This window comes from Mycolicibacterium phocaicum, assembly GCF_010731115.1.
Classification (GTDB): domain Bacteria; phylum Actinomycetota; class Actinomycetes; order Mycobacteriales; family Mycobacteriaceae; genus Mycobacterium; species Mycobacterium phocaicum.
This window is the reverse complement of the sequence record NZ_AP022616.1, coordinates 366,335-387,345: the sequence shown is the minus strand read 5'-3', so window position 1 is coordinate 387,345 and position 21,011 is coordinate 366,335. Positions and strand designations below refer to the sequence as shown.

General features: G+C 67.7%; 18 protein-coding genes. 7 read left to right on the top strand and 11 right to left on the bottom strand.

Annotated features, from left to right (window positions below; translation table 11 throughout):
- Together G6N46_RS01850 and G6N46_RS01845 are read right to left on the bottom strand one after the other, a co-directional pair.
- Positions 1 to 720, bottom strand: a complete 720-nt coding sequence (locus G6N46_RS01850) for a hypothetical protein (RefSeq protein WP_138249681.1) — start codon at positions 718 to 720, stop codon at positions 1 to 3.
- 9 nt (positions 721 to 729) lie between these two features.
- A complete protein-coding gene (locus tag G6N46_RS01845; protein WP_064857965.1) occupies positions 730 to 1,593 on the bottom strand; it encodes an alpha/beta fold hydrolase in 864 nt (287 codons plus the stop codon).
- 159 nt (positions 1,594 to 1,752) lie between these two features.
- On the opposite strand from G6N46_RS01845, the gene G6N46_RS01840 reads away from it, so the two are divergent.
- Complete coding sequence (locus G6N46_RS01840; RefSeq protein ID WP_064857966.1) at positions 1,753 to 2,574, top strand: alpha/beta fold hydrolase; 822 nt, start codon at positions 1,753 to 1,755, stop codon at positions 2,572 to 2,574.
- Here G6N46_RS01840 and G6N46_RS01835 read toward each other — a convergent pair.
- Positions 2,561 to 3,016: a winged helix-turn-helix transcriptional regulator gene (locus tag G6N46_RS01835; protein WP_064857967.1), complete on the bottom strand. Its 456-nt coding sequence runs from the start codon at positions 3,014 to 3,016 to the stop codon at positions 2,561 to 2,563. The genes G6N46_RS01840 and G6N46_RS01835 overlap by 14 nt on opposite strands.
- A 54-nt stretch (positions 3,017 to 3,070) precedes the next feature.
- Here G6N46_RS01835 and G6N46_RS01830 point away from each other — a divergent pair, with 54 nt between their 5' ends.
- Positions 3,071 to 5,773 (top strand): ATP-binding protein, encoded by a 2,703-nt coding sequence (locus tag G6N46_RS01830; protein ID WP_234880693.1) that lies wholly within the window; start codon positions 3,071 to 3,073, stop codon positions 5,771 to 5,773.
- 106 nt (positions 5,774 to 5,879) lie between these two features.
- Here the strand turns inward: G6N46_RS01830 and pheT are convergent, their stop codons facing one another.
- The 4 genes from pheT to G6N46_RS01810 are packed head-to-tail and all read right to left on the bottom strand — an operon-like array spanning position 5,880 to position 11,041.
- Entirely contained in the window at positions 5,880 to 8,366 is a 2,487-nt protein-coding gene (gene pheT, locus G6N46_RS01825) for a phenylalanine--tRNA ligase subunit beta (protein WP_138249682.1), read from the bottom strand.
- Complete coding sequence (gene pheS, locus G6N46_RS01820; protein ID WP_138249683.1) at positions 8,366 to 9,409, bottom strand: phenylalanine--tRNA ligase subunit alpha; 1,044 nt, start codon at positions 9,407 to 9,409, stop codon at positions 8,366 to 8,368. Before pheS ends, pheT begins: the two co-directional genes overlap by 1 nt.
- Positions 9,370 to 10,128 (bottom strand): rhomboid-like protein, encoded by a 759-nt coding sequence (locus tag G6N46_RS01815; RefSeq protein ID WP_138249684.1) that lies wholly within the window; start codon positions 10,126 to 10,128, stop codon positions 9,370 to 9,372. Before G6N46_RS01815 ends, pheS begins: the two co-directional genes overlap by 40 nt.
- A gap of 10 nt (positions 10,129 to 10,138) precedes the next feature.
- Positions 10,139 to 11,041 carry an adenylate/guanylate cyclase domain-containing protein gene (locus tag G6N46_RS01810; protein ID WP_138249685.1) on the bottom strand — a complete coding sequence of 301 codons (903 nt, stop codon included), beginning with the start codon at positions 11,039 to 11,041 and terminating at the stop codon, positions 10,139 to 10,141.
- 203 nt (positions 11,042 to 11,244) lie between these two features.
- Here G6N46_RS01810 and G6N46_RS01805 point away from each other — a divergent pair, with 203 nt between their 5' ends.
- Both G6N46_RS01805 and G6N46_RS01800 read left to right on the top strand, forming a co-directional pair.
- Positions 11,245 to 12,273: an oxygenase MpaB family protein gene (locus G6N46_RS01805; RefSeq protein ID WP_138249686.1), complete on the top strand. Its 1,029-nt coding sequence runs from the start codon at positions 11,245 to 11,247 to the stop codon at positions 12,271 to 12,273.
- Positions 12,274 to 12,277: 4 nt separating this feature from the next.
- Complete coding sequence (locus G6N46_RS01800; RefSeq protein WP_138249687.1) at positions 12,278 to 13,519, top strand: acyl-CoA dehydrogenase family protein; 1,242 nt, start codon at positions 12,278 to 12,280, stop codon at positions 13,517 to 13,519.
- Positions 13,520 to 13,525: 6 nt separating this feature from the next.
- Here G6N46_RS01800 and G6N46_RS01795 read toward each other — a convergent pair whose 3' ends face one another.
- From G6N46_RS01795 to infC, 4 genes are all read right to left on the bottom strand, one after another.
- Positions 13,526 to 14,266 (bottom strand): TrmH family RNA methyltransferase, encoded by a 741-nt coding sequence (locus G6N46_RS01795; protein ID WP_138249688.1) that lies wholly within the window; start codon positions 14,264 to 14,266, stop codon positions 13,526 to 13,528.
- A 41-nt stretch (positions 14,267 to 14,307) separates the two neighbouring features.
- On the bottom strand, positions 14,308 to 14,697 hold the full coding sequence (rplT, locus tag G6N46_RS01790) for a 50S ribosomal protein L20 (protein WP_029121325.1): 390 nt from the start codon (positions 14,695 to 14,697) through the stop codon (positions 14,308 to 14,310).
- A 40-nt stretch (positions 14,698 to 14,737) separates the two neighbouring features.
- Positions 14,738 to 14,932 (bottom strand): 50S ribosomal protein L35, encoded by a 195-nt coding sequence (rpmI, locus tag G6N46_RS01785; protein WP_020103309.1) that lies wholly within the window; start codon positions 14,930 to 14,932, stop codon positions 14,738 to 14,740.
- Positions 14,933 to 15,002: 70 nt separating this feature from the next.
- The gene (gene infC / locus G6N46_RS01780) at positions 15,003 to 15,602 is read right to left on the bottom strand and encodes a translation initiation factor IF-3 (RefSeq protein ID WP_082762265.1); all 600 of its coding nucleotides are present in this window, start codon (positions 15,600 to 15,602) and stop codon (positions 15,003 to 15,005) included.
- A gap of 261 nt (positions 15,603 to 15,863) precedes the next feature.
- Between infC and G6N46_RS01775 the strand changes: the two genes are divergently transcribed.
- From G6N46_RS01775 to G6N46_RS01765, 3 genes are read left to right on the top strand one after another with little or no spacing between them, the layout of a single operon-like run.
- Positions 15,864 to 16,211 carry a DUF1844 domain-containing protein gene (locus G6N46_RS01775; RefSeq protein WP_061003551.1) on the top strand — a complete coding sequence of 116 codons (348 nt, stop codon included), beginning with the start codon at positions 15,864 to 15,866 and terminating at the stop codon, positions 16,209 to 16,211.
- Between the two features lie 51 nt (positions 16,212 to 16,262).
- A complete protein-coding gene (lysX, locus tag G6N46_RS01770) occupies positions 16,263 to 19,595 on the top strand; it encodes a bifunctional lysylphosphatidylglycerol synthetase/lysine--tRNA ligase LysX (RefSeq protein WP_138249689.1) in 3,333 nt (1,110 codons plus the stop codon).
- 39 nt (positions 19,596 to 19,634) lie between these two features.
- Entirely contained in the window at positions 19,635 to 21,011 is a 1,377-nt protein-coding gene (locus G6N46_RS01765) for an alpha/beta hydrolase (RefSeq protein WP_138249690.1), read from the top strand.

The following is a 21,011-nucleotide window of genomic DNA, read 5'->3' as shown; positions in this document are numbered from 1 at the left end:
TCAGTTGACGGTGACATCGGTCAGTTCGATGGACACCACGAGTTGCTCCGGTATCGGGTGGTTGTCGGCGTCGCGGACGTAGATCATCCGGGTGCGTGGGATGACCAGACCGCCAATCTCATCGAAATCCGAAACGTAGTGAGCGCCCGGGGATCCCCCGGCAATGTCGACCTGGTAGTCGCGACGTCGAATCAGTCCGTCGGAATCGATGTACAGGATCTGGTGGGGACTGTGGGTGGCGATCGTGTCGGGGTAGTCGACGTGCAGGGTGCGCCATTGCTGGCCGTCCTCGGTCCAGGATTCGCCCTCTGCGGTACGCACACCGGGAAAGGTGAGATTGAACGGCTCGGCCGTGTAGGTCCACATGGCGTACCCGGTGAAGTACGCCAATTGCAATGTGCTCCAAGGTGTTTCGAGAGTATGCCCGGCGAACGACGCTCTGGGATCGTCGAGCATCTCGACGATGTCCCCGGCTGTTGTCTCGATACCGACCCGTTGCGGCGTGTAGGCGGTCTTCAAATCGGGCGCGGTGAAAGGCGACAGCGAGGTGCGTTGGTCTTTGATCCAAACCGTGATCTCACCGTCGTCGACGATGCCGGGTACGGCCTTGATGTCCCAGATGGCGCCGCCGAACCGTTTGCGCGCGGTGACCGATGACAGTTCGCGCCAGCGGTCGACGCCGCCGTAGGCATTCAGCACAGAGGTGAGCAGGTCGGTCATGAATTCTCCTTAGCGGCCGAGGAATTGGCGGACGTGCTGGCCGAACTCGACCGGATACTGGTCGAGGAATCCGTGGTCTGCATCGGGATAGACGCGAAGTTGGGCGCCACGGATCCTCTCGGCCAACAAGTAACTGTTCTTGGTCGACATCATGGTGTCGTTGTCGCCGTTGGCGACAAGCGTCGGTTGCGTGATGGCCGAAAGCCGTTCCAGCTTCGACGATTCCGGTATGCCCCAAGTCATCAGCGCCTGGTACTGCGCGTCACGACAGGCCAGAGTGGTTTCGGCGTCACGGTCGGTGTCTCGAGCGTGGGTGCGCGCCAGGTACTCCCAACCGCGTTGGACGCTCTTCTCGGAGCCGGAAAAGAAGAGCGCGATGAATCCTTCGGCGGTGATCTCGTCGGCACAGGCGTAGGCGTAGACGTCCTCGGACCACCTGTGCAGATCGGGAGCACCCTGCGGCGCCGTGCCGGCGAGCACCAGCCGGCGCGGCAATCGCGGACGCACCAGCGCGATCTCCTGGGCAATGTGACCGCCGAGCGAAAAACCGAGCAGATCAACGGATTTCAGGCCGAGCGCGTCGATGAACCGGAGGGCGTCGCGCGCCATGTCCGCGATGTTGTCGGGTGTGGTGCCAGTGGAGCCTCCGACGCCGCGCAGGTCGACGGTGATCACCTCACGGTCGGCCGCGAGCACGTCCAGGAATGCTGGGTCCCAGTAATCGAGATTGCCGCGAAAATGCTGAAGCAGCACCAGTGGCGGCACCGTGGCCGAAGGACCACCGAAGCGCCGGTAGGCGAACCGTTCACCGTCGACCTCGATGTCCAGGTTGGCGGCGTGCGCAGCGCCCACCGCGGTGGAGGCTTCCGTCATGTGGTGTCTCCCTGCTGTCGTCGTTGTCACCAGCCTGCGTTCTCGGCCCGGCTCCCCGGTATCCGTCAATTGACTAGGGGTATGCGGACGAGGGCCCGCGTGTCGCGATGGTCGTTTGACTGATGGCCGCGTCTGACAGCTGAGGCCAGACTGGCACCCATGCCATTCATCGAGGGCTCCGACGGGGCGCAGCTGTACTACAAGGACTGGGGAGCCGGGCCGGCGGTGGTCTTCAGTCATGGCTGGCCGCTCAGCGCCGACGCGTGGGATGTGGAGCTGAAACTCCTCGCCGACAACGGTTTCCGTGCCATCGCCCACGACCGTCGGGGGCACGGCCGGTCCGAGCAGACGTGGTCTGGCAACGATATGGACACCTACGCCGCAGACCTGGCGGCGCTGATCAACGGACTCCGATTGTCCGACGTCGTCGTTGTGGGGCATTCCACCGGAGGTGGCGAGGTGGTGCGGTACGCGGCACGCCACGGCGCCGGTCGGGTGCGCAAGGTGATCACGGTCGGCGCGGTGCCACCGGTGATGGTGGCATCAGCAGAAAACCCCGAAGGCACACCACTGTCGGTGTTCGACGACATCCGGGCCCGCGTACTGGACAACCGATCCGGGTACTGGCGGGAACTCGCGGTGGCGTTCTACGGTTTCAACCGAGACGGTGCCACCGTCTCCCAGGGACTGATCGACCATTTCTGGCTCCAAGGCATGCAGGCGGGACTCGCATCGGCGTACGACTGCGTCAAGGCGTTCTCGGAAACCGACCTGACCGCGGATCTGCGGGCCCTCGAAGCGCCGATCCTGATCGCCCACGGCGACGACGATCAGATCGTCCCGATCCACGATGCGGCGTCGAAATCGATCGAGCTGGTGCGGTACGGCACCCTACGGGTGTATCCGGGCGCCCCCCACGGTATTCACGGCGACTATCAGCAGCAGCTGAATCGCGATCTGCTGGACTTCATTCGGAGTTGAGCGAGTCGATGAGTGTCACGTCACGGGTAGGTACAGCGATGCCGTCGTGCCGACGGAAGACCACCAGTGCATGCTCGCCGGTGGATTTCTCGATGAACCGGTAGCCGCTGCGCTTGTTGGTGACCCGGTGTTTGCGACCCCACTGCCCCATCGCGGCGAGCACTGTCACCAGATCATGTCCGGCGTCGGTGAGCACGTAGCGACTGCGCGTGCGCTCGCCGGGCTCCCGATAATCCTCGACCTCCAGGATGCCGGCGGCCACCAACTCGGCCAGCCGCGCGCTGAGTACATCGGAGGCCACCCCGAGCTGCTCGCGGAATTCGGAGAACCGGGACCGCCCCAGCAATGCCTCGCGGACGATCAGGATGGCCCACCGCTGCCCCAGCACCGCCATCGTGCGGGCTATCGGGCAGGCGTCGTCGGACCACGGGTCGGTGCGCATCCTCACACCATACCTGGGTTGGCAATGCCAATTCAGGCTGCTAGCTTGGCAACGGTGATAATCGGTCGGTCAACCGAGTTGTCGAGCGTCACCGACACGCTCGCCGCGATCTCTACAAGTGGCGCAGCGCTTGTCGTCGACGGTGAGGCCGGTATCGGCAAGTCCACGTTGCTATCGGCGATCGCAGACTGGGCGGTGGCCAACGGCTACAGCAGGCTGGGCTGTTCGGGCCTGCAGAGCCAGAGCGAAGTGGGTTTCGCCGGCATCCACGAACTCATCCACCCGGTGCTCGACCACACCCCGGCATTACCACCCCGCCAGCGCACGGCCCTGCTGACCGCTTTTGGCCTGGCCGAAGGCCCAACGCCAGATCGGCTGATGGTCAGCCTGGCGGTACTCGGACTCCTCGAAGAATCGGCGAGCCGACGCCGAATCGTCCTGATCATCGATGACGTCCAGTGGCTGGACCAGTCTTCGCTGGAGGTTCTGGCGTTCGTGGCGCGCCGGCTCAGTAATGCACCGCTGATGATGTTGTGCGCCGAACGTACGGGGCTCGATGGCGCCACCGCATATCTGGACGGTCTGCCTCGATTGTCATTGGGTCCCTTGGCTCCCGAACATGCCCGTCAACTGTTGAGCACCACCGCCCAGCACGCAGACGCCCTGCTCCAGCAACGGGTGCTCGAGCAGGCAGGCGGCAACCCGCTGGCAGTCATCGAACTGTCCGGCGCCCTGAGCGAGCGCGGCAGCAGCGCTACCTTCTCCGGTGAGCCGCTGCCCACGACCCGCCGCGTCGAGCGGGCTTTCCTGTCCCAGCTCGACGGGCTGACCGACAACGGCCGCCTGCTGCTGCTGATGATCTCGGCCAGTGATGGCCAGCTGCGTGACATCGACGTCGCAGCTGGTCTTCTGGGCCTGGTACTCACCGATGAAATGGCCCCGCTGGAGCGTGCGGGCCTCATCAAGGCGGTCGGCGACCGGATTCACGTCCGCCATCCGTTGATCCGGTCAACGGTCTACGGCGCGGCCCCGCTGTCGACCAGGACCGTCGTCCACCGGGCACTCGCCGACGCGACCGTGGACCTGGTCCGTGCGGCATGGCACCGCGCGGCAGCCACATTCGGCACCGATGAGCAGGTTGCCAAGGACCTGGAAGGCGCTGCGCGGTACGCCCGTGCGCGCGGTGCGGGCGCGGAATCCGCCGCAGCCCTGCGCCGGGCTGCCGTGCTGTCCCCGGACCCGCCTGCCCGGGTGCGCCGGTTGACCGAAGCAGCCGAGATCGCCCGGAGCGCCGGACTGACCGCCGAGGCCATCAGCATTCTCGGCGAAGCCGAGAATCTGGGTGCCAAGTATTGCAGCACAGAGCAATTGGCCATCACCCGATTTGTCCTCAATGCCACCGCGGCGGTATCGGGCCAGTCGGCTACCGAACTGGTGGCGCTCGCCGGCAAGTTCAAGGACGGCGACGCCGCACAGCGCCGGTTGCTGTGGGCTGCAGCCATCGAGTGCCGCATGCACGGCCTTGCCGAGGAACCCCGTCGCGATATCGTCGCGGCCCTCGGCCACCTCGAAAACGGCGCGGACGATCCCGCGGTGTGCATGGCGTTGGCGTTGGTGGACGACACCGGCGCGGGTCAAGGCCTGCGCACCCGCCTGTCCCGGCTGATAGACGAGGTGGCCGACGATACGCTGCTGTTGATGGCGCTCGGGTTCGCCGCCGAGGCGGTCGCCGACCGCACGCACGCACTGCAGTGCTGGAACCGGGTGCAGAGCCGGTCCAGGGCCTCCGGGTCAGCCGCCGACGAATGCGAAAGTCAGCGCGGCGCATCGCATCTGCTGTTGCAAGAGGGCCATATCCAGGCCGCGGCCATCGCCGCCGAGAATGCGCTGCGGCTGGCGCAGGACATCAACCTGCCGATGACCGCGGCGTCGGCGGCGGCCACCCTGGCCCGCGTGCAAGTCTGGCAGGGCCGCTTCGACCAGGCCCATGAGACTGTTGCCACCGCGCGTCGACTGCTGGCAGCCGATCCGGCGATCGTGTGGCATGACGACGCGCACTGGGCAGCGGGACTATTGGCGCTGTGCACCGGCGACCCGGCCGAAGCATTGGGGCACCTGCTCAAAATGACCGGGCACAGGACCTCCCGGCGGTGGGCCGTCGCCGATCTCGCCGAGGCTGCTGCCGGCTGCGACGGCGCCGAACTGGTGCGGCCGCTGCTTGCCGACATCGAAGATCAGGCTCGGCAGCTGGGGGCGGGCCTCGAGTTGATGCTCGCGCATCGCGCCCACGCGCTCCTCGCACAGAACGATGGCGAGGCACAGGACCATTTCCTGGCAGCGCTGGTCGCTGGAGAAGATGCGAATGCCGAACTCGAAACGGCCCGAACGCATCTGGCATATGGGCAATGGCTGCGCAGACAGCGCCGGATCACCGAGGCGCGCACCCATCTGTCGTCGGCGCTGGCCGTATTCGACGCCGCCGGCGCGGCGCCGTTCGTCGATCGGGCCGCCGCCGAGCTGCGTGCGGCAGGCGTGGCCACCCCTGCCGGGACTCCTCGTCAGGGCCCGGCTTCCGACCTGACCTCCCAAGAACTTCAGATCGCTCAGTTGGCCGCCGCAGGGCTGACCAACAGGGAGATCGCCGACCGCATCTACGTTTCACACCGAACCGTTGCGGCCCACCTTTACAAGATGTTCCCCAAGCTCGGCATCACCAACCGCAATCAACTGCACACCGTGTTGGGCCAACAACAATGATCTGACAGATGCCTACGATGCGCACGCAGCTCCGGCGAGCGGCCCCAAAATGCACGTCGCAGGCGGCGGGTCTGCGTACAAACACGCCCGCTCGCGGTGATTCCAACTAGCGCCGGTGCTCGGCGCCGAGACGCTCGGTGGCCAGGGCCACGGCGGCGTCACGGGCCGCGCTGGCCTCGTCCTCGGTCAATGTCCGGTCGGGCGCCCGGAACCGCAGGGCCAGGGTCAGGGACTTGCGACCCTCACCGATCTGCGGGCCGGTGTAGACGTCGAACAGCCGCGCGTCCTCGAGGAGGCCGCCGGCGCCCTCGAGGACGACGTCGACCACGGCCTGGGCCGCCACGTCGTCCGCGACGATCAGGCTGACGTCCTGGAACACCGCCGGATACGGCGACACCGACGGCACGATGGCGCGCTCGATGACCGGGATGGCGTCCAGGTTCAGCTCGACGGCACATGTGCCCTTCGGCAGACCGGTGCGCTCGATGACGGCCGGGTGCAGCTGGCCGGCGTAGCCGACCACGGTGTCACCCACCAGCACCTCGGCGCAGCGGCCCGGATGCCACGGCAGTTCCTGCGCCGCGCGCAGCGTCAGCTCGACGCCGCAGGCCCGGGCGATGATCTGCACGGTCTCCAGGGCATCGGTGGCCTCGACCGCGCGACCCGGACCCCAGGGGCCGGCCGGCTCGCGCAGGCCGGTGAGCACCGCGGCGACATGCAGCGGCTGATACGGCAGCGCTTGGTCGATCTCGGCCAACTCGGCGTCGGTCGGGCGCCGGTCGACCGGGATGGCCGCAACAGCCTTGGTGTTCGGGGTCGCCTGGACGACCTGCTCGATACCGAACAGTGCGACATCGGCTGCACCGCGAGACACGTTGCGCACCAACGCTTCCAGCAGGCCCGGCAGCAGCGTGGTGGCCAGTGCGGGCCGGTCGGCCTCGAGCGGGTTGAGCACCGAGATGGTGGCGCGCCGCGAGTCGTCGGCCGGCAGGTCCCAGGCGTCCAGCACGCCGGCAGGCAGGAACGGCGTCGGCAGCACCTCGACGAAACCGTTCAGCGCCAACGACTTACCGATGGCACGACGACGCTGCTGTGCCGCCGTCAGGCCACGACCGGCGGGAGCCTGCGGGAGCACCGACGGGATGCCGTCGAGTCCTTCGAGCCGCAGCACCTCCTCGACCAGGTCGGCGGGCTGCTTCATATCGGGCCGCCAGCTCGGCGGCACGACGGTGGCGGTCGCGCCGGCCACTGTGACGTGCGCGCCGATCTGCTTGAGGCGACGCGCCGTGGTGCCGTCGGGGTAGCTGACGCCGGCGATGCGGTCGGGCAGGTCGACGGCGATGGTCACCGCAGGCTGCGACCAGTCCGGTGCGGTGTGCTCGGCACGCCAATCCGTGAGGGTGGGTTCGACGGTGCCACCGGCGATTTCGGCCAGCAGGGCGGCACAACGGTCCAGTGCGGCACGGGAAATCGCCGGGTCGACGCTGCGCTCGTAGCGACGGCTGGCCTCGCTCACGAGATGCAGGCGGCGCTGCGTGCGCGACACGGCGGCCGGATCCCAGACCGCCGCTTCGAGCAGCACGTCGGTGGTGGTGTCGCGGACCTCGGTGGTGCCGGCGCCCATCACGCCGCCGATGGCGGCAGTGGCTACGTCGTCGACGATCAGCACGTCGCCCGGATCCAGTTTGCGCTCGACGTCATCGAGGGTGACGACGGTCTCCCCCGGGTTGGCGAAACGCACGTCGAACCCGCCGGTGATCAGCTTGCGATCGTGGGCGTGCATCGGGTGACCGAGTTCGAGCATCACGTAGTTGGTGACGTCGACGGCCGGCGAGATGGCGCGGATACCGGACAGCAGCAGGCGCCGCTGCAGCCACCACGGCGACACCGCCGTCGGGTCGATGCCGACGACCGGGCGCAGCCCGAAACGCTGCACGCCGGTGCCGGGCTGGACCGTCAACGGCCAGGCCTCGCCCTCGGCGGGCAGGGGCGGCACGTCGGCGGGGTCGACGAAATCCAGGTCGAAAGCGCAGGCGATCTCGCGCGCCATGCCGCGGATGGACAGGCAGTAGCCCCGGTCCGGGGTGATGGCGAGGTCGAACACCACGTCGTCCAGGCCCAGTACCTCGGCGCCCGATGCGCCCGGCTCGGCGGTGCCCGGCGGCAGCACGATGATGCCGGAATGGTCGGAACCGAAGTTCAATTCGGCGGCCGAGCAGATCATGCCGTCGGACACGCGGCCATAGGTCTTGCGGGTCGCGATCTTGAACTCGCCGGGCAGCACGGTGCCGGGCAGGGCCGCCACGACGAGGTCGCCGACGGCGAAGTTGCGTGCCCCGCAGACGATGTCGCGCGGCTGCTCTTCACCGACGTCGACCTTGCAGGCCCGGATGGGCTTCTTGAACTCGGTCAGTTCCTCGATATCGACGACGCGACCGACCGTCAGCGGACCGGTGACCGGCCCGGCGGCGATGACGTCCTCGACCTCGTGGCCGATCCGGATGAAGGCCTCTTCCAGTTCCGCGGCAGACACGTCCCAGCCCGGAGCTCCGGCCTGGACGGCTTCCCGCAGCCAGCTGTAAGGAATACGCATCAGGCACCCACCCCGAACGGCAGGGAGAAGCGCACGTCGCCCTCCACCATGTCGCGCATGTCGGGAATTCCGTTGCGGAACTGCAGGGTTCGCTCCAATCCCATGCCGAAGGCAAATCCGGAGTACTCGTCGGGGTCAATGCCACAGGCGCGCAACACATTCGGGTTGACCATGCCGCAGCCGCCCCATTCCACCCAGCCGGGGCCGCCCTTCTTGTCCGGGAACCAGACGTCGACCTCTGCCGACGGCTCGGTGAACGGGAAGAAGTGCGGACGGAACCGGGTGCGCCCCTCGGGGCCGAACTGGGCGCGCGCCAGGGCATCCAGGGTGCCGCGCAAGTTGGCCATGGTCAGGCCCTTGTCGACCGCCAGTCCCTCGACCTGGTGGAACACCGGGGTGTGGGTGGCGTCGAGCTCGTCGGTGCGGAAGGTGCGGCCGATCGACACGATGTAGACCGGCAGTTCGCGGTCCAGCAGCGCGCGGATCTGCACCGGCGACGTGTGGGTGCGCAGCACCTGCCGTGACCCTTCGGGCGCGATGTGGAAGGTGTCCTGCTCGCTGCGCGCGGGATGGTCCGGCGGGAAGTTCAGCGCGTCGAAGTTGAACTGCTCGGTCTCGACCTCAGGGCCTTCGGCCAGCTCCCAGCCCATCGCGACGAAGGTGTCGGCGACGTTCTCGGCCAGGATCGTGATCGGATGCCGGGCCCCGATGGGCTGCCGGGTGGTCGGCAACGTCACGTCGATGCGCTCTGCCACCAACGCGGCGGCGTCGCGTTCGGCACGCAGCACCACGATGCGGTCGTCGTACGCCTGCTGTGCGGCGCTGCGGGCGACGTTGACGCGCTTGCCGGCGTCGGCCCGGTCTTCCTTGGCCAGGGTGCCCAATGCCTGACGGGCCAGCGCGATGGGCGCTTTGTCCCCGAGGTGCTCGGTCTTGGCGCGCGCCAGGGCGTCGAGGTCAGCGGCCTGTTCGAAGGCGAGACGGGCGGCGTCGACCGCCGCGGTCAATGCTGCTTCCGATAGTTCTTCACCCTGCTCAGCCACCCGGAGATCATAGCGACGAGCGCCGCGCCCACCGCACTCGCAGGCACCCCGGCCACCGCCAGCTCCGGTGTGTGGACCAGTACGGCGTAGCCGAAGCACGCGCCCACCCCGAACAGGACGCCCTGCACCGGCGTCCAGCGCACCGGCGCATCCAGGCGCGGCGAGAGCACCAGACCCAGCGCAAGAGCGACCACGTGACCGACTTCGGTGAAGTCGTCACCGACCGCGAGAACAGCGACCGAACCGGCCAGCCACCACCCGAGCCACGCCGCTCTCAGGCGGGCGGGCACGACCGCGGTCAGCGCTCCGACCACCGTCAACACCCCGTAGCTGACCCCGACATCGGCAACCCGGCTGATCGACCACGGCAACCACCCCAACTCGACGGCGGCCACCAACCCGGCCGCGACGACGAGGGTCGTTCCGATATGGCCGACGAGGAACACCGACAGCAGGCGGCGACTGCGCCAGACCAGTTCGGCGACGGCGAGCAGGCAGATGAGCCCAGGCAGCCACAGGAAGAACCGGCCGTCGTCGGCGATGAGCGCACTGGCGAACAGCGTGTCGACCCGGCCTGCGCCGAGATTGTGCAAATTGGTACTGGCGTACCCGACCACCCGGTCGTGCGCCGCCGGGCCGAGCGCCGCCAGGGCCACCGTGACGACGAGCAGGAGCGCGGCGTAGACGACGGTGACCGGAACGCGGGCCAGGCGCCGCACCGGGCCGACCCTAGGCCTCAGCGAGCTCCCCGTCGTCGGGTTCGGTTCCGGCGTCCTTGCGCGGCCTGATCCAGTACATCGACAGATCCTCGGGCACACCCGACGCCTTCGCCGCGAACAGTTGCTTGCGCACCTTCTTGGGAGTCACGCCCAGAGCATCGAGGTACTGCTGGTCGATCCGGTCGAGCGTCGACTGCGAGATGATCAGGCCGCCCTTGGTGGCCCGCTCCATGACGCGCGCCGCGATGTTGACATCGACGCCGAGCAGGTCCGACCCGATGCGCTGCGGCCGCCCGGTGTGGATGCCGGCGCGCATCTTGGGGTGATACCCGTCGATCTCGACTTCTTTGAGCGCGTCGAGCGCGCGGATTACCGATCGCAGCGCGGTGACCGGATTACTGAACACCGCCATGGACCCGTCGCCCATGCGCTTGACGATGTGGCCGCCCGATTCCAGCAGCGGCGGCTCGAAGACCTGAGCCACCCGACGCAACAGCCGCAGCGTGGTCTCGTCGCCGACACTCAGCGACCACTTGGAGAAGCCGACGAGATCGGTGAAGACGATGGTCACCTCGGGGTTCGCCGGGCGTCCGGACACCCTCTCGGTGAGGGCCTGCCACACCTGCAGCCCCGCGAGGCTCACCTCGTGAGAGGCCCCACCGCGTGGCAGCAGCCGATCGGCGGCGCGAGCGGCCGCGCTGGGCCCACCGACGCCGGCGACCGACAACGGGTCACCGAATTCCGGATCACCCGGCAGTGCACGGCGCGCCCGTCGGATGAATCCGATGACAGCCGGACTGTGATTGGTGTTCTGCAACCACCCCAACGGTCCACTTGATCCTGGCTCAGCGTGTGAGGCTGGGCCGATCTCTCCGACACCGTCGGATCGTTCTTCGAACGATTCGACTTCCACGACGCCACCCTAGGTGGCGGTCCGCGACACCGGCAACGACGACGGCCGCGCGTCGGAAAACTGGCTGGTCACCGACTTGTGGCGGCCCGATGGACGCTCTGTAACGGTCACTGCGACACCGGCACCAAATCGTGGACAACATGCGTTGTCACGATTATCGTGACGACACAGAACCCTCGGTATCAACGTTGAGCGAGGCCAGCATGACCCCACGGACGACACCCGCCGCCGAGCCGCTCGGCCCGGAATCGCTGACCTGGAAGTATTTCGGCGATCTGCGCACCGGCATCCTCGGCGTGTGGATCGGCGCGATCCAGAACATGTATCCCGAGCTGGGCGCCGGCGTGGAGGATCACTCGATCCTGCTACGGGAACCGTTGCAGCGGGTCGCGCGCTCGGTGTACCCGATCATGGGCGTGGTCTACGACGGCGACCGCGCCGCCGACACCGGTGCCCAGATCCGCGGGTATCACGAGACCATCAAGGGCGTCGACCACGACGGCCGCCGCTATCACGCGCTGAACCCGGAGACCTTCTACTGGGCGCACGCGACGTTCTTCATGCTGATCCTCAAGACCGCCGAGTACTTCTGCGGCGGGCTGACCGAAGCCGAGAAGCGCCAGCTGTTCGACGAGCACGTGCAGTGGTACCGGATGTACGGCATGAGCATGCGGCCGGTCCCGGAGACCTGGGAGGACTTCCAAACCTATTGGGAACACAAGTGTTCCGAGGAACTGGAGATCAATCGGGCCACACTCGACATCTTCACCATCCGAATTCCGAAGCCGTGGTTCGTCCTGATGCCCACCCCGGTGTGGGACCAGATGTTCAAGCCATTCGTGGCCGGGCAGCGCTGGGTCGCGGCAGGGGTGTTCGACCCCGCGGTCCGGGAGCGGGCCGGCATGCGCTGGACGCCCGGCGATGAGGTGGTGCTGCGGCTACTGGGCAAGGCCGTCGAACTGGCGTTCCTCGCCGTCCCCGACGAAATCCGTTTGCACCCAAGAGCATTGGCCGCCTACCGCCGGGCCGCCGGGCGCGTGCCGGCCGACGCGCCGCTGGTCGAGGCGCCGGGATTCATGGCCCCGCCGAAAGACCGCTGGGGCCTGCCGATGCATTATGTGCCACGTCACAAATCGTTGATGGAACGCGCCGGGTCACTGGTGCACACCACGTTCTCGTTGGCCGGTCTGCGTCCGCGCGCGGGCCGCTCAGTGTCCGGAAAGGCTGCCTGAATACATGCTTGATTGGTCCGACGTCGATATTGCCGTGCGCGACGCCGTTCGCGAGTTCGTGGACAAGGAGATCCGCCCGCACCTCGACGAACTCGAGGGCGGCGACATGGAGCCGTATCCGATCATCCGAAAGCTGTTCGCCACCTTCGGAATCGATGTAATGGCCAAGGAGTCGCTGGAGCGGCGGCTGTCCCGGCTGCGGTCCGGTGAAGCCTCGGACGGCAAACCCCGGGCATCCGGTGGGATGTTCGGCGGCGGACCGGACCAGGCCGGCATGGGCATGGTACTGATCAGTGAATTGTGCCGCGTCAGTTCGGGTCTGGTGACGGGCGTGGGCGTCAGCCTGGGCCTGACGGTGCCCACCATCCAGAGCCGCGGCACCCTGGCCCAGCAGGAACGCTGGCTGCCCGGCCTGGTGACGTACGAGAAGGTCGGCGCCTGGGCCATCACCGAACCCGACTCGGGCTCAGACGCATTCGGCGGCATGAAGTCGTATGTCGTGCGCGACGGCGACGACTACATCCTCAACGGGCAGAAGACGTTCATCACCAACGGACCCGACGCCGACGTCGTGGTCGTCTACGCCAAGCTGGACGAGGGCGACGGGGCCGACAAGCGCGACCGCAAGGTGCTGACCTTCGTGCTGGACCGCGGCATGGAGGGCTTCGTCCAGTCGAAGCCGTTCCGCAAGATGGGTATTCACTCCTCGCGCACCGGCGAGCTGTTCTTCAACAACGTCCGGCTGGGCCGGGACCGGCTGCTGGGCGAGACCGAGGAAAACAAGGCCGGCGACGGCCGCGACAGCGCCCGGTCGAGCTTCTCGGCCGAACGCGTCGGCGTGGTGTCCATGTCGCTGGGCATCATCGAGGAATGCCTGCGGCTGTGTATCGACTACGCCAAGACCCGCACGCTGTGGGGTAAGGAGATCGGGCAGTTCCAGCTGATCCAGCTCAAGCTGGCCAGCATGGAGGTGGCGCGAATGAACGTGCGCAACATGCTGTTCCGCGTCATCGAGTCGGGCCAGGCCGGCCGCCAGATACCGCTGGCAGAGGCGTCGGCGATGAAGTGGTACTGCTCGCAGGCCGCCACCGACGTCGCGATGGATGCCATCCAGTTGTTCGGTGGCAACGGCTACATGACCGAGTACCGCGTCGAGCAATTGGCGCGTGACGCCAAGTCGCTGATGATCTACGCCGGCAGCAACGAGGTGCAGATCACGCACGTCGCCAAGGGGCTGCTGGCCTGAACCGGATCAGGAGTGGGCCCGGGAGCTCTCGTACAGGCAGATCGACGCTGCGGCTGCCACGTTGAGGCTCTCGGCGCTCCCCCGCATCGGGATGTGCACCCGCTGCGATGCCAGCGCCATGACCTCGTCGGGCAGGCCGTGCGCCTCGGGCCCGAAAAGCCACGCGGTACGCGCCGACAGATCGGCGGCGCGGATGTCGACCGAGGCGTCCAGCGCGGTCGCGAGCACTTCGATGCCGCTGTCCCGAATCGCCGAAACCACCGCGGCCGCATCGGGATCCACCACCACCGGCAGCGAGAAGATGCTGCCCGCCGAGGACCGCAGGCACTTGCCGTTGTACGGGTCTACGCTGTGCCCGGCGAACACCACGGCGTCGGCGCCCATGGCGTCGGCGATGCGGATCAGGGTGCCGGCGTTGCCGGGCTCCGACATGCCGACCGGCACCGCAAGCAACCGTGGCTCCGCGGCCAGCACTGTCTCCAGCGACGCATCGGGCAGCGCGCACACCGCGATGAGCCCGACGGGCGTCACGGTCTCCGACAACGCCTTTGCGGCCTTCTCGGTGATTTCCGAGACCGGGGCACCGTCCAAAAGTGCGCCGAAGCGTTCCAGCGCGGCGGCAGTCGCGAAGACCTCAGAAACAAGTCCGCGCCGAAGCGCCGCCTCGACGAGGTTGGGTCCCTCGGCAAGGAAGCGCCCGGCGCGTTTGCGCCCGACGTGGCGCTGCAGCTTGGCCGCAGCGACCACCCGGGCAGATCGCTCGGTGAGCGCTGAGTCTGTAGTCAGACTCAGGCAGCCTCTCCGGACGGAGCGTTGACGTCGGCAGGCAGAGCGGCCTTGGCCACCTCGACCAGCGCGGTGAACGCGGCGGGATCGCTGATCGCGATCTCCGACAGATTCTTGCGGTCGACCTCGACGCCGGCCAGCTTCAGGCCCTGGATCAGGCGGTTGTAGGTGACGCCGTTCTCGCGGGCCGCAGCGTTGATACGCGTGATCCACAGCTTGCGGAAGTCACCCTTGCGGGCACGACGGTCGCGGTAGGCGTAGGTCAACGAATGGAGCTGCTGCTCCTTGGCCTTGCGGTAGAGCCGCGAGCGCTGCCCGCGGTAACCCTTCGAGGCCTTCAGTACTGTGCGCCGCTTCTTCTGAGCGTTCAGTGCGCGCTTCACGCGTGCCATGAGTTGTTCCTATCTTCGATGTTCAGGGGAGCGGGCGGTACTAGCCGGCCAGCATCTTGGCGACACGCGCGGTGTCGTTGGCAGCAACCACGGCGCGACCGTCGAGACGACGGGTGCGCTTGGTGGCCTTGTGCTCCATCAGGTGGCGGCGGTTGGCCTTCTGGCGCACGATCTTGCCGGTTCCGGTCTTGCGGAACCGCTTCGATGCGCCACTGTGGGTCTTGGCCTTGGGCATGTGTCCTCAGTTTCTTTCCATGCGGTCGCTCGCGGCGGCTGGAGGCCGCTGCGAGTGATCGCGACTGCTGTTACGCGGTTGCGTCAGATTCAGGTGCCGCGGGGGCCGGCCGTCCGGCCGGCGCGTCGGCGTCGTGCGCCGCCTTGGCGCGAGTCTTCGCGCCGCGGTGCGGAGCCAGCACCATCGTCATGTTGCGGCCGTCCTGCTTGGCGGACGTCTCGATGAAGCCGTATTCGGCGACGTCGGCGCCCAGCCGCTGCAGGAGTCGGTAGCCCAGTTCGGGCCGCGACTGCTCACGTCCGCGGAACATGATGGTCACCTTGACCTTCGACCCTGCTTCGAGGAAGCGGACGACGTGACCCTTCTTGGTCTCGTAGTCGTGGTCGTCGATCTTGGGACGCAGCTTCTGTTCCTTGACGACGGTCTGCTGCTGGTTCTTGCGAGACTCACGTGCTTTCTGAGCCGTCTCGTACTTGAACTTGCCGTAGTCCATGATCTTGCAGACCGGCGGCTTTGCGCCTGGCGCAACTTCGACAAGGTCGAGATCGGCGTCCTGGGCGACGCGGAGGGCATCTTCGATGCGCACGATCCCTACCTGCTCGCCGTTCGGTCCGATCAACCGAACTTCAGGTACGCGAATGCGCTCGTTGACGCGTGTCTCAGTGCTGATGGGGCCTCCCGGGTTGTTCCATTACTTGTTCAGTAGAGGTCACACACCCGGCTCAGCCATCTGTTCGCATGAACAGAAAAGCCCTGCATATAGCAGGGCCCAATGCCGACCGATCACGGCTCACGCCGCCTGCGCACAACGCAGAACAGGCACAATGTGCCTGTGACCGGACCGTCAAGCCGCTAGGCCGACGGTGGGAGTGGGACTCCACTTGCTGTCCTGACGTAAGCCAGGACGGTCGCGCATGACACTCTAGCAGTCATGACCGACCCGAACCTAACCAGTGACCAGGTGCGCGAGCTCGCAGAGATCCCCGCCGTCGAGGTGATCACCCGCGCCGCCGTCATGCTCATGAGCGCGGCCGCCGAGAAGCTCGGCCTGGCCGACGCCGATCCCGACGAGAGCCCGCACCGCGACCTCGACGAGGCCCGTCGTCTCATCACCGCGCTGGCCGGCCTGGTTCAGGCCTCGGCCGAGTATCTGGGACTGCACGCCGGCCCGGTCCGGGACGGACTCAAGAGCCTGCAGCTGGCGTTCCGCGAGGCGAGCGTCGCGCCGGACGAGCCCGGGCAGGGTCCGGGCGAGAAGTACACCGGCCCGGTCTGGTAGCTCAGGGGCTGTGCAGACACTTCCAGGTTTCACCGCATATTGTCCGAACTCATGACGTTGACGCCGAGCAGATCGCAGCAGCGCCCGACGACATTGGGGTGGGTTCCGGCCGCCGCCGGCTGGACCGTCGGTGTCGTCGCGACCCTGTCGCTGTTCGCCAGTCTGTCGCCGCTGATCCGGTGGATGATCCACATCCCCCGCGAGTTCGTCAACGACTACCTGTTCAACTTCCCGGACACCAGCTTCGCCTGGTCGTTCGTGTTGGTCCTGCTGGCCGCGGCACTCGCGGCACGTAAGCGGATCGCCTGGTGGATCCTGCTGATCTACATGGTCGGCCACATCGGCTGGAACGTCTACGGCCTGCTGTCCGACAACTTCCCGGACGGCGACCTGACCTTCGTGGAGGACTTCGGCGAGGCACTGGGCCTGGTGTTCCACATCGGCGTCATCGTCGTGCTGCTGCTGTCACGAAACCAGTTCTGGGCCAAGGTTCGCCGCGGCGCACTGCTCAAAGCGGCCCTCACGCTGGTGGCCGGCATGGCCGTCGGCATCCTGGCGGCCTGGGGCCTGCTGGAGATGTTCCCCGGCCGGCCCCCGCTGGACCCCGATTACCGGCTGGCCTACGCCGTGAACCGGGTCAGCGGTTTCGCCGCGGTCGGCAAGGAAGCGTTCGAGGGCGGGCATCCGCATGCGTTCCTCAACGCGCTGTTCGGCCTGTTCGGCGCGGCGGCGTTGATGGTGGCGGCGATCGTGTTGTTCCAGTCCCAGCGCGCCGAGAATGCGCTCACCGGGGAGGACGAATCCGCGATCCGCGGCCTGCTCGAACTGTGGGGCAAAAACGACTCGCTGGGTTACTTCGCCACCCGCCGCGACAAGGCCGTGGTCTTCGCGCCCAACGGCCGCGCAGCCATTACCTACCGCGTCGAGGTGGGCGTCTGCCTGGCCAGCGGTGACCCCGTCGGCGATCCGCGGGCCTGGCCGGCGGCCATCGACGCATGGTTGGCCCTGTGCCAGACCTACGGCTGGGCACCGGGCGTCATGGGCGCCAGTTCGACGGGCGCCGAGGCTTATCGCCAGGGCGGCCTGAATGCCCTGCAACTCGGTGACGAAGCCATCCTGCATCCGCAGAACTTCCGGCTGTCGGGCCCCGACATGCGGGCCGTCCGCCAGGCCGTCACCCGCGCCCGCCGGGCCGGGCTGACGGTGCGGATGCGCCGGCACCGCGACATCAGCGCCGACGAGATGGCTCAGGTCATCACGCATGCCGACGCCTGGCGCGACACCGAGACCGAGCGCGGCTTCTCGATGGCGCTGGGACGTCTCGGCGACGCCGCCGACGGCGACTGCCTGCTGGTGGAGGCCGTGCAGGGTGACGGCCAGGTCGTCGCGATGCTCTCGCTGGTGCCGTGGGGCAACAACGGGGTGTCCCTTGACCTCATGCGCCGCTCCCCCGCATCCCCCAACGGCACCATCGAACTGATGGTGAGCGAGCTGTGCCAGCGTTCGGAAGAGATTGGCGTCACCCGGATTTCGCTGAACTTCGCGATGTTCCGCTCGGCTTTCGAGCAGGGTTCGCAGCTGGGCGCCGGGCCGATCCTGCGACTGTGGCGTGCGTTGCTGATCTTCTTCTCGCGCTGGTGGCAGCTGGAGACGCTGTACCGCTCCAACATGAAGTACCTGCCCGAGTGGGTGCCGCGCTACGCCTGCTACGAAGACGCGCGGCTGATCCCGCGCGTCGGCGTCGCCTCGGTCATCGCCGAGGGCTTCCTGGTGCTGCCGTTCTCCCGGCGCGACGAGCAACCCCACACCGGCCACCACACCGCGGCCCCCAAAAATCTGATCGATTCGGGGCGGTTGCACGCCGACGGCAGCGCACCCGATGTGGCCGATCTCGCGGCCGGGGCCGCCGACACCGCCGACGCTCGCCGCCTGCCCGACCAGGTGCGGGTCCGGATGGCCAAGCTGCAGGCGTTGCAGGCGGGCGGCGTCGACGCCTACCCCGTCGGGCAGGCGCCCAGCCACACGGTCGCCGAGGCGGTGCAGTCAACCGCCGACACCGCGGTCTGCGTGGCCGGACGTGTCCTGCGGCTGCGTGACTACGGCGGCGTGCTGTTCGCGCAGCTGCGTGACTGGTCCGGCGAAGTCCAACTGCTGCTGGATAATTCGCTCCTGACCGGCAGCACCGTGGCCGAGTTCACCGGTGCCATCGACCTCGGTGACCTGATCGAGGTCTCGGGCGTGATGGGCGCCAGCCGCAATGGGACGGTGTCGGTGCTGGTGCACAGCTGGCGCCTGATCGGCAAGTGCCTGCGCCCGCTGCCCGACAAGTGGAAGGGCCTGACCGACCCCGAGGCCCGTGTCCGCACCCGGTACCTGGACCTGGCCATCAACACCGAGTCACGGGAGTTGATCACCGCGCGCAGCCGGGTGCTGCACGCCATCCGGGAAACCTTGGTGGGCAAGGGTTTCCTGGAGGTCGAGACCCCGATCCTGCAGCAGATTCACGGCGGCGCGAACGCCCGGCCGTTCGAGACCCACATCAACGCCTACGACCTGGACCTGTACCTGCGCATCGCGCCCGAGCTGTACCTGAAGCGCCTGTGCGTGGGTGGCGTCGAGCGCGTCTTCGAGCTGGGGCGCGCGTTCCGCAACGAGGGCGTGGACTTCAGCCACAACCCCGAGTTCACCCTGCTGGAGGCATACCAGGCGCACGCGGACTACAACGTCTGGATCGACGGCTGCCGCGAGATCATCCAGAACGCCGCGGCCGCGGCCAACGGCGCCCAGGTGGTCATGCGCCCGGGGCCCGACGGAAGCCTTACGCCCGTTGACATCTCGGGCGTCTGGCCCGTCAAGACGGTGCACGACGCGGTGTCCGAGGCACTGGGCGAGCACGTCACCCCGGAGACCGACGTGGCGACGCTGCGCAAGCTGTGCGACGGCGCGACGATCCCGTACCGGACCCACTGGGACGCCGGGGCGATCGTGCTGGAGCTCTACGAACACCTCGTCGAAGACCGCACCGAGGCACCGACGTTCTACAAGGACTTCCCCACCTCCGTGTCGCCGCTGACCCGCCCGCACCGCAGTATCCCGGGCGTTGCCGAACGGTGGGACCTGGTGGCCTGGGGTGTCGAGCTCGGCACCGCGTACAGCGAGCTGACCGACCCGGTGGAACAGCGCCGGCGGCTCGAGGAACAGTCGCTGTTGGCCTCCGGCGGCGATCCCGAGGCCATGGAGCTCGACGAGGACTTCCTGCAGGCCATGGAATACGCGATGCCGCCGACCGGCGGCCTCGGTATGGGTGTCGACCGCGTCGTCATGCTGATCACCGGCCGCAGCATCCGCGAGACCCTGCCGTTCCCGCTCGCGAAGCCTCGGTGAACACAGGAGCCTCCCAGCTTCGCCCTGCACGCTGGCGTCGTGACGATCGGGGCGACGAACGCCGGGCTCTATGGCGAGCAACATGTTTCGTTGACGCACGGCTGGCTGCCCTTCACCGTCCAGGCCCTCGCGGCGGCGGTGCTGATCCTCGCGGTCGGCTGGCGCAACCAGCGGTGGCGCACCCTCTGGCTGCCGGTTGCCGCCGTGTCCGGCGTACTCGTGACCGCCGCCGCGCGCTGGGTCATGGCATCTCAGGGCTGGTCTGACGATCCGGCGCCGGCCCGGCTGTGGATCTGGACCGCGGTCACCGGCGCCGCCGTGGTGCTGCTGATCGTCGGCTGGCACGCCACGCGCTGGTGGCGCCGCGGGCTGTCCGTGCTGTCCGTGCCGCTGTGCGTGCTGTCCACCGGGCTGACCCTCAACAGCTGGGTCGGGTACTTCCCCAATCTCGATACCGCGTGGGAACAGGCCAACTCGGCGCCGCTGCCCAACCAGACGCGGCCCGAGACCGTGGTCGCCATGCAGAAGGCCCGGCAGATACCGAGCAAGGGCAGTGTCGTCGAGGTCCAAACCGGCTCGGCCGCATCGGGATTCAATCACCGTGACGAATACGTGTACCTGCCGCCGGCGTGGTTCGCCAGCAACCCACCGCCACGGCTGCCGATGGTGATGATGATCGGCGGCGAATTCAACACACCCGCCGACTGGCTGCGGGCCGGCAACGCGATCAAGACGGTCGACGACTTCGCCGCCGCCCATCACGGCAACGCCCCGGTGCTGGTGTTCGTCGATCCCGGCGGGTCCTTCAACAACGACACCGAGTGCGTCAACGGGCCTCGCGGCAATTCCGCCGACCACCTGATCAAGGACGTGCTGCCCTTCATGACCGCCAACTACGGCGTGAGTACCGACCGTCGCCACCGCGGCATCGTCGGCTGGTCAATGGGCGGAACCTGCGCGGTGGATCTGACCGTGATGCATCCGGATCTGTTCAGCGCGTTCCAGGACATCGCCGGGGACATCGCGCCGAACGCCGGTGACCGGCCGCAGACCGTTCAGCGACTGTTCGGTGGCAGCACCGCCAAATACGCCGACTGGGACCCGATGACGGTGATGTCCCGTCGCACCTACGACGACATCGCGGCCTGGTTCGACATCAATGGACCTGAGCTCTCCCGCAGCCCGCTGCCCGCGCAGACGGTTGCGGCACATTCGCTGTGCGGCGTCGGCAGCACCCGTGGCATCCGGTGCGCGGTGGTCGAACGACCGGGCAAGCACGACTGGCCGTTCGCCGCGCAGGCGTTCAGCGTGGCGCTGCCGTGGCTGGCCGGTCAGCTCGGGACACCGGACGTGCCGCGGCTGCCGTTGCCCGGTGCGACGACGCCGGCCATGCCGGTCGAGGCCGCGCGCCGGTGA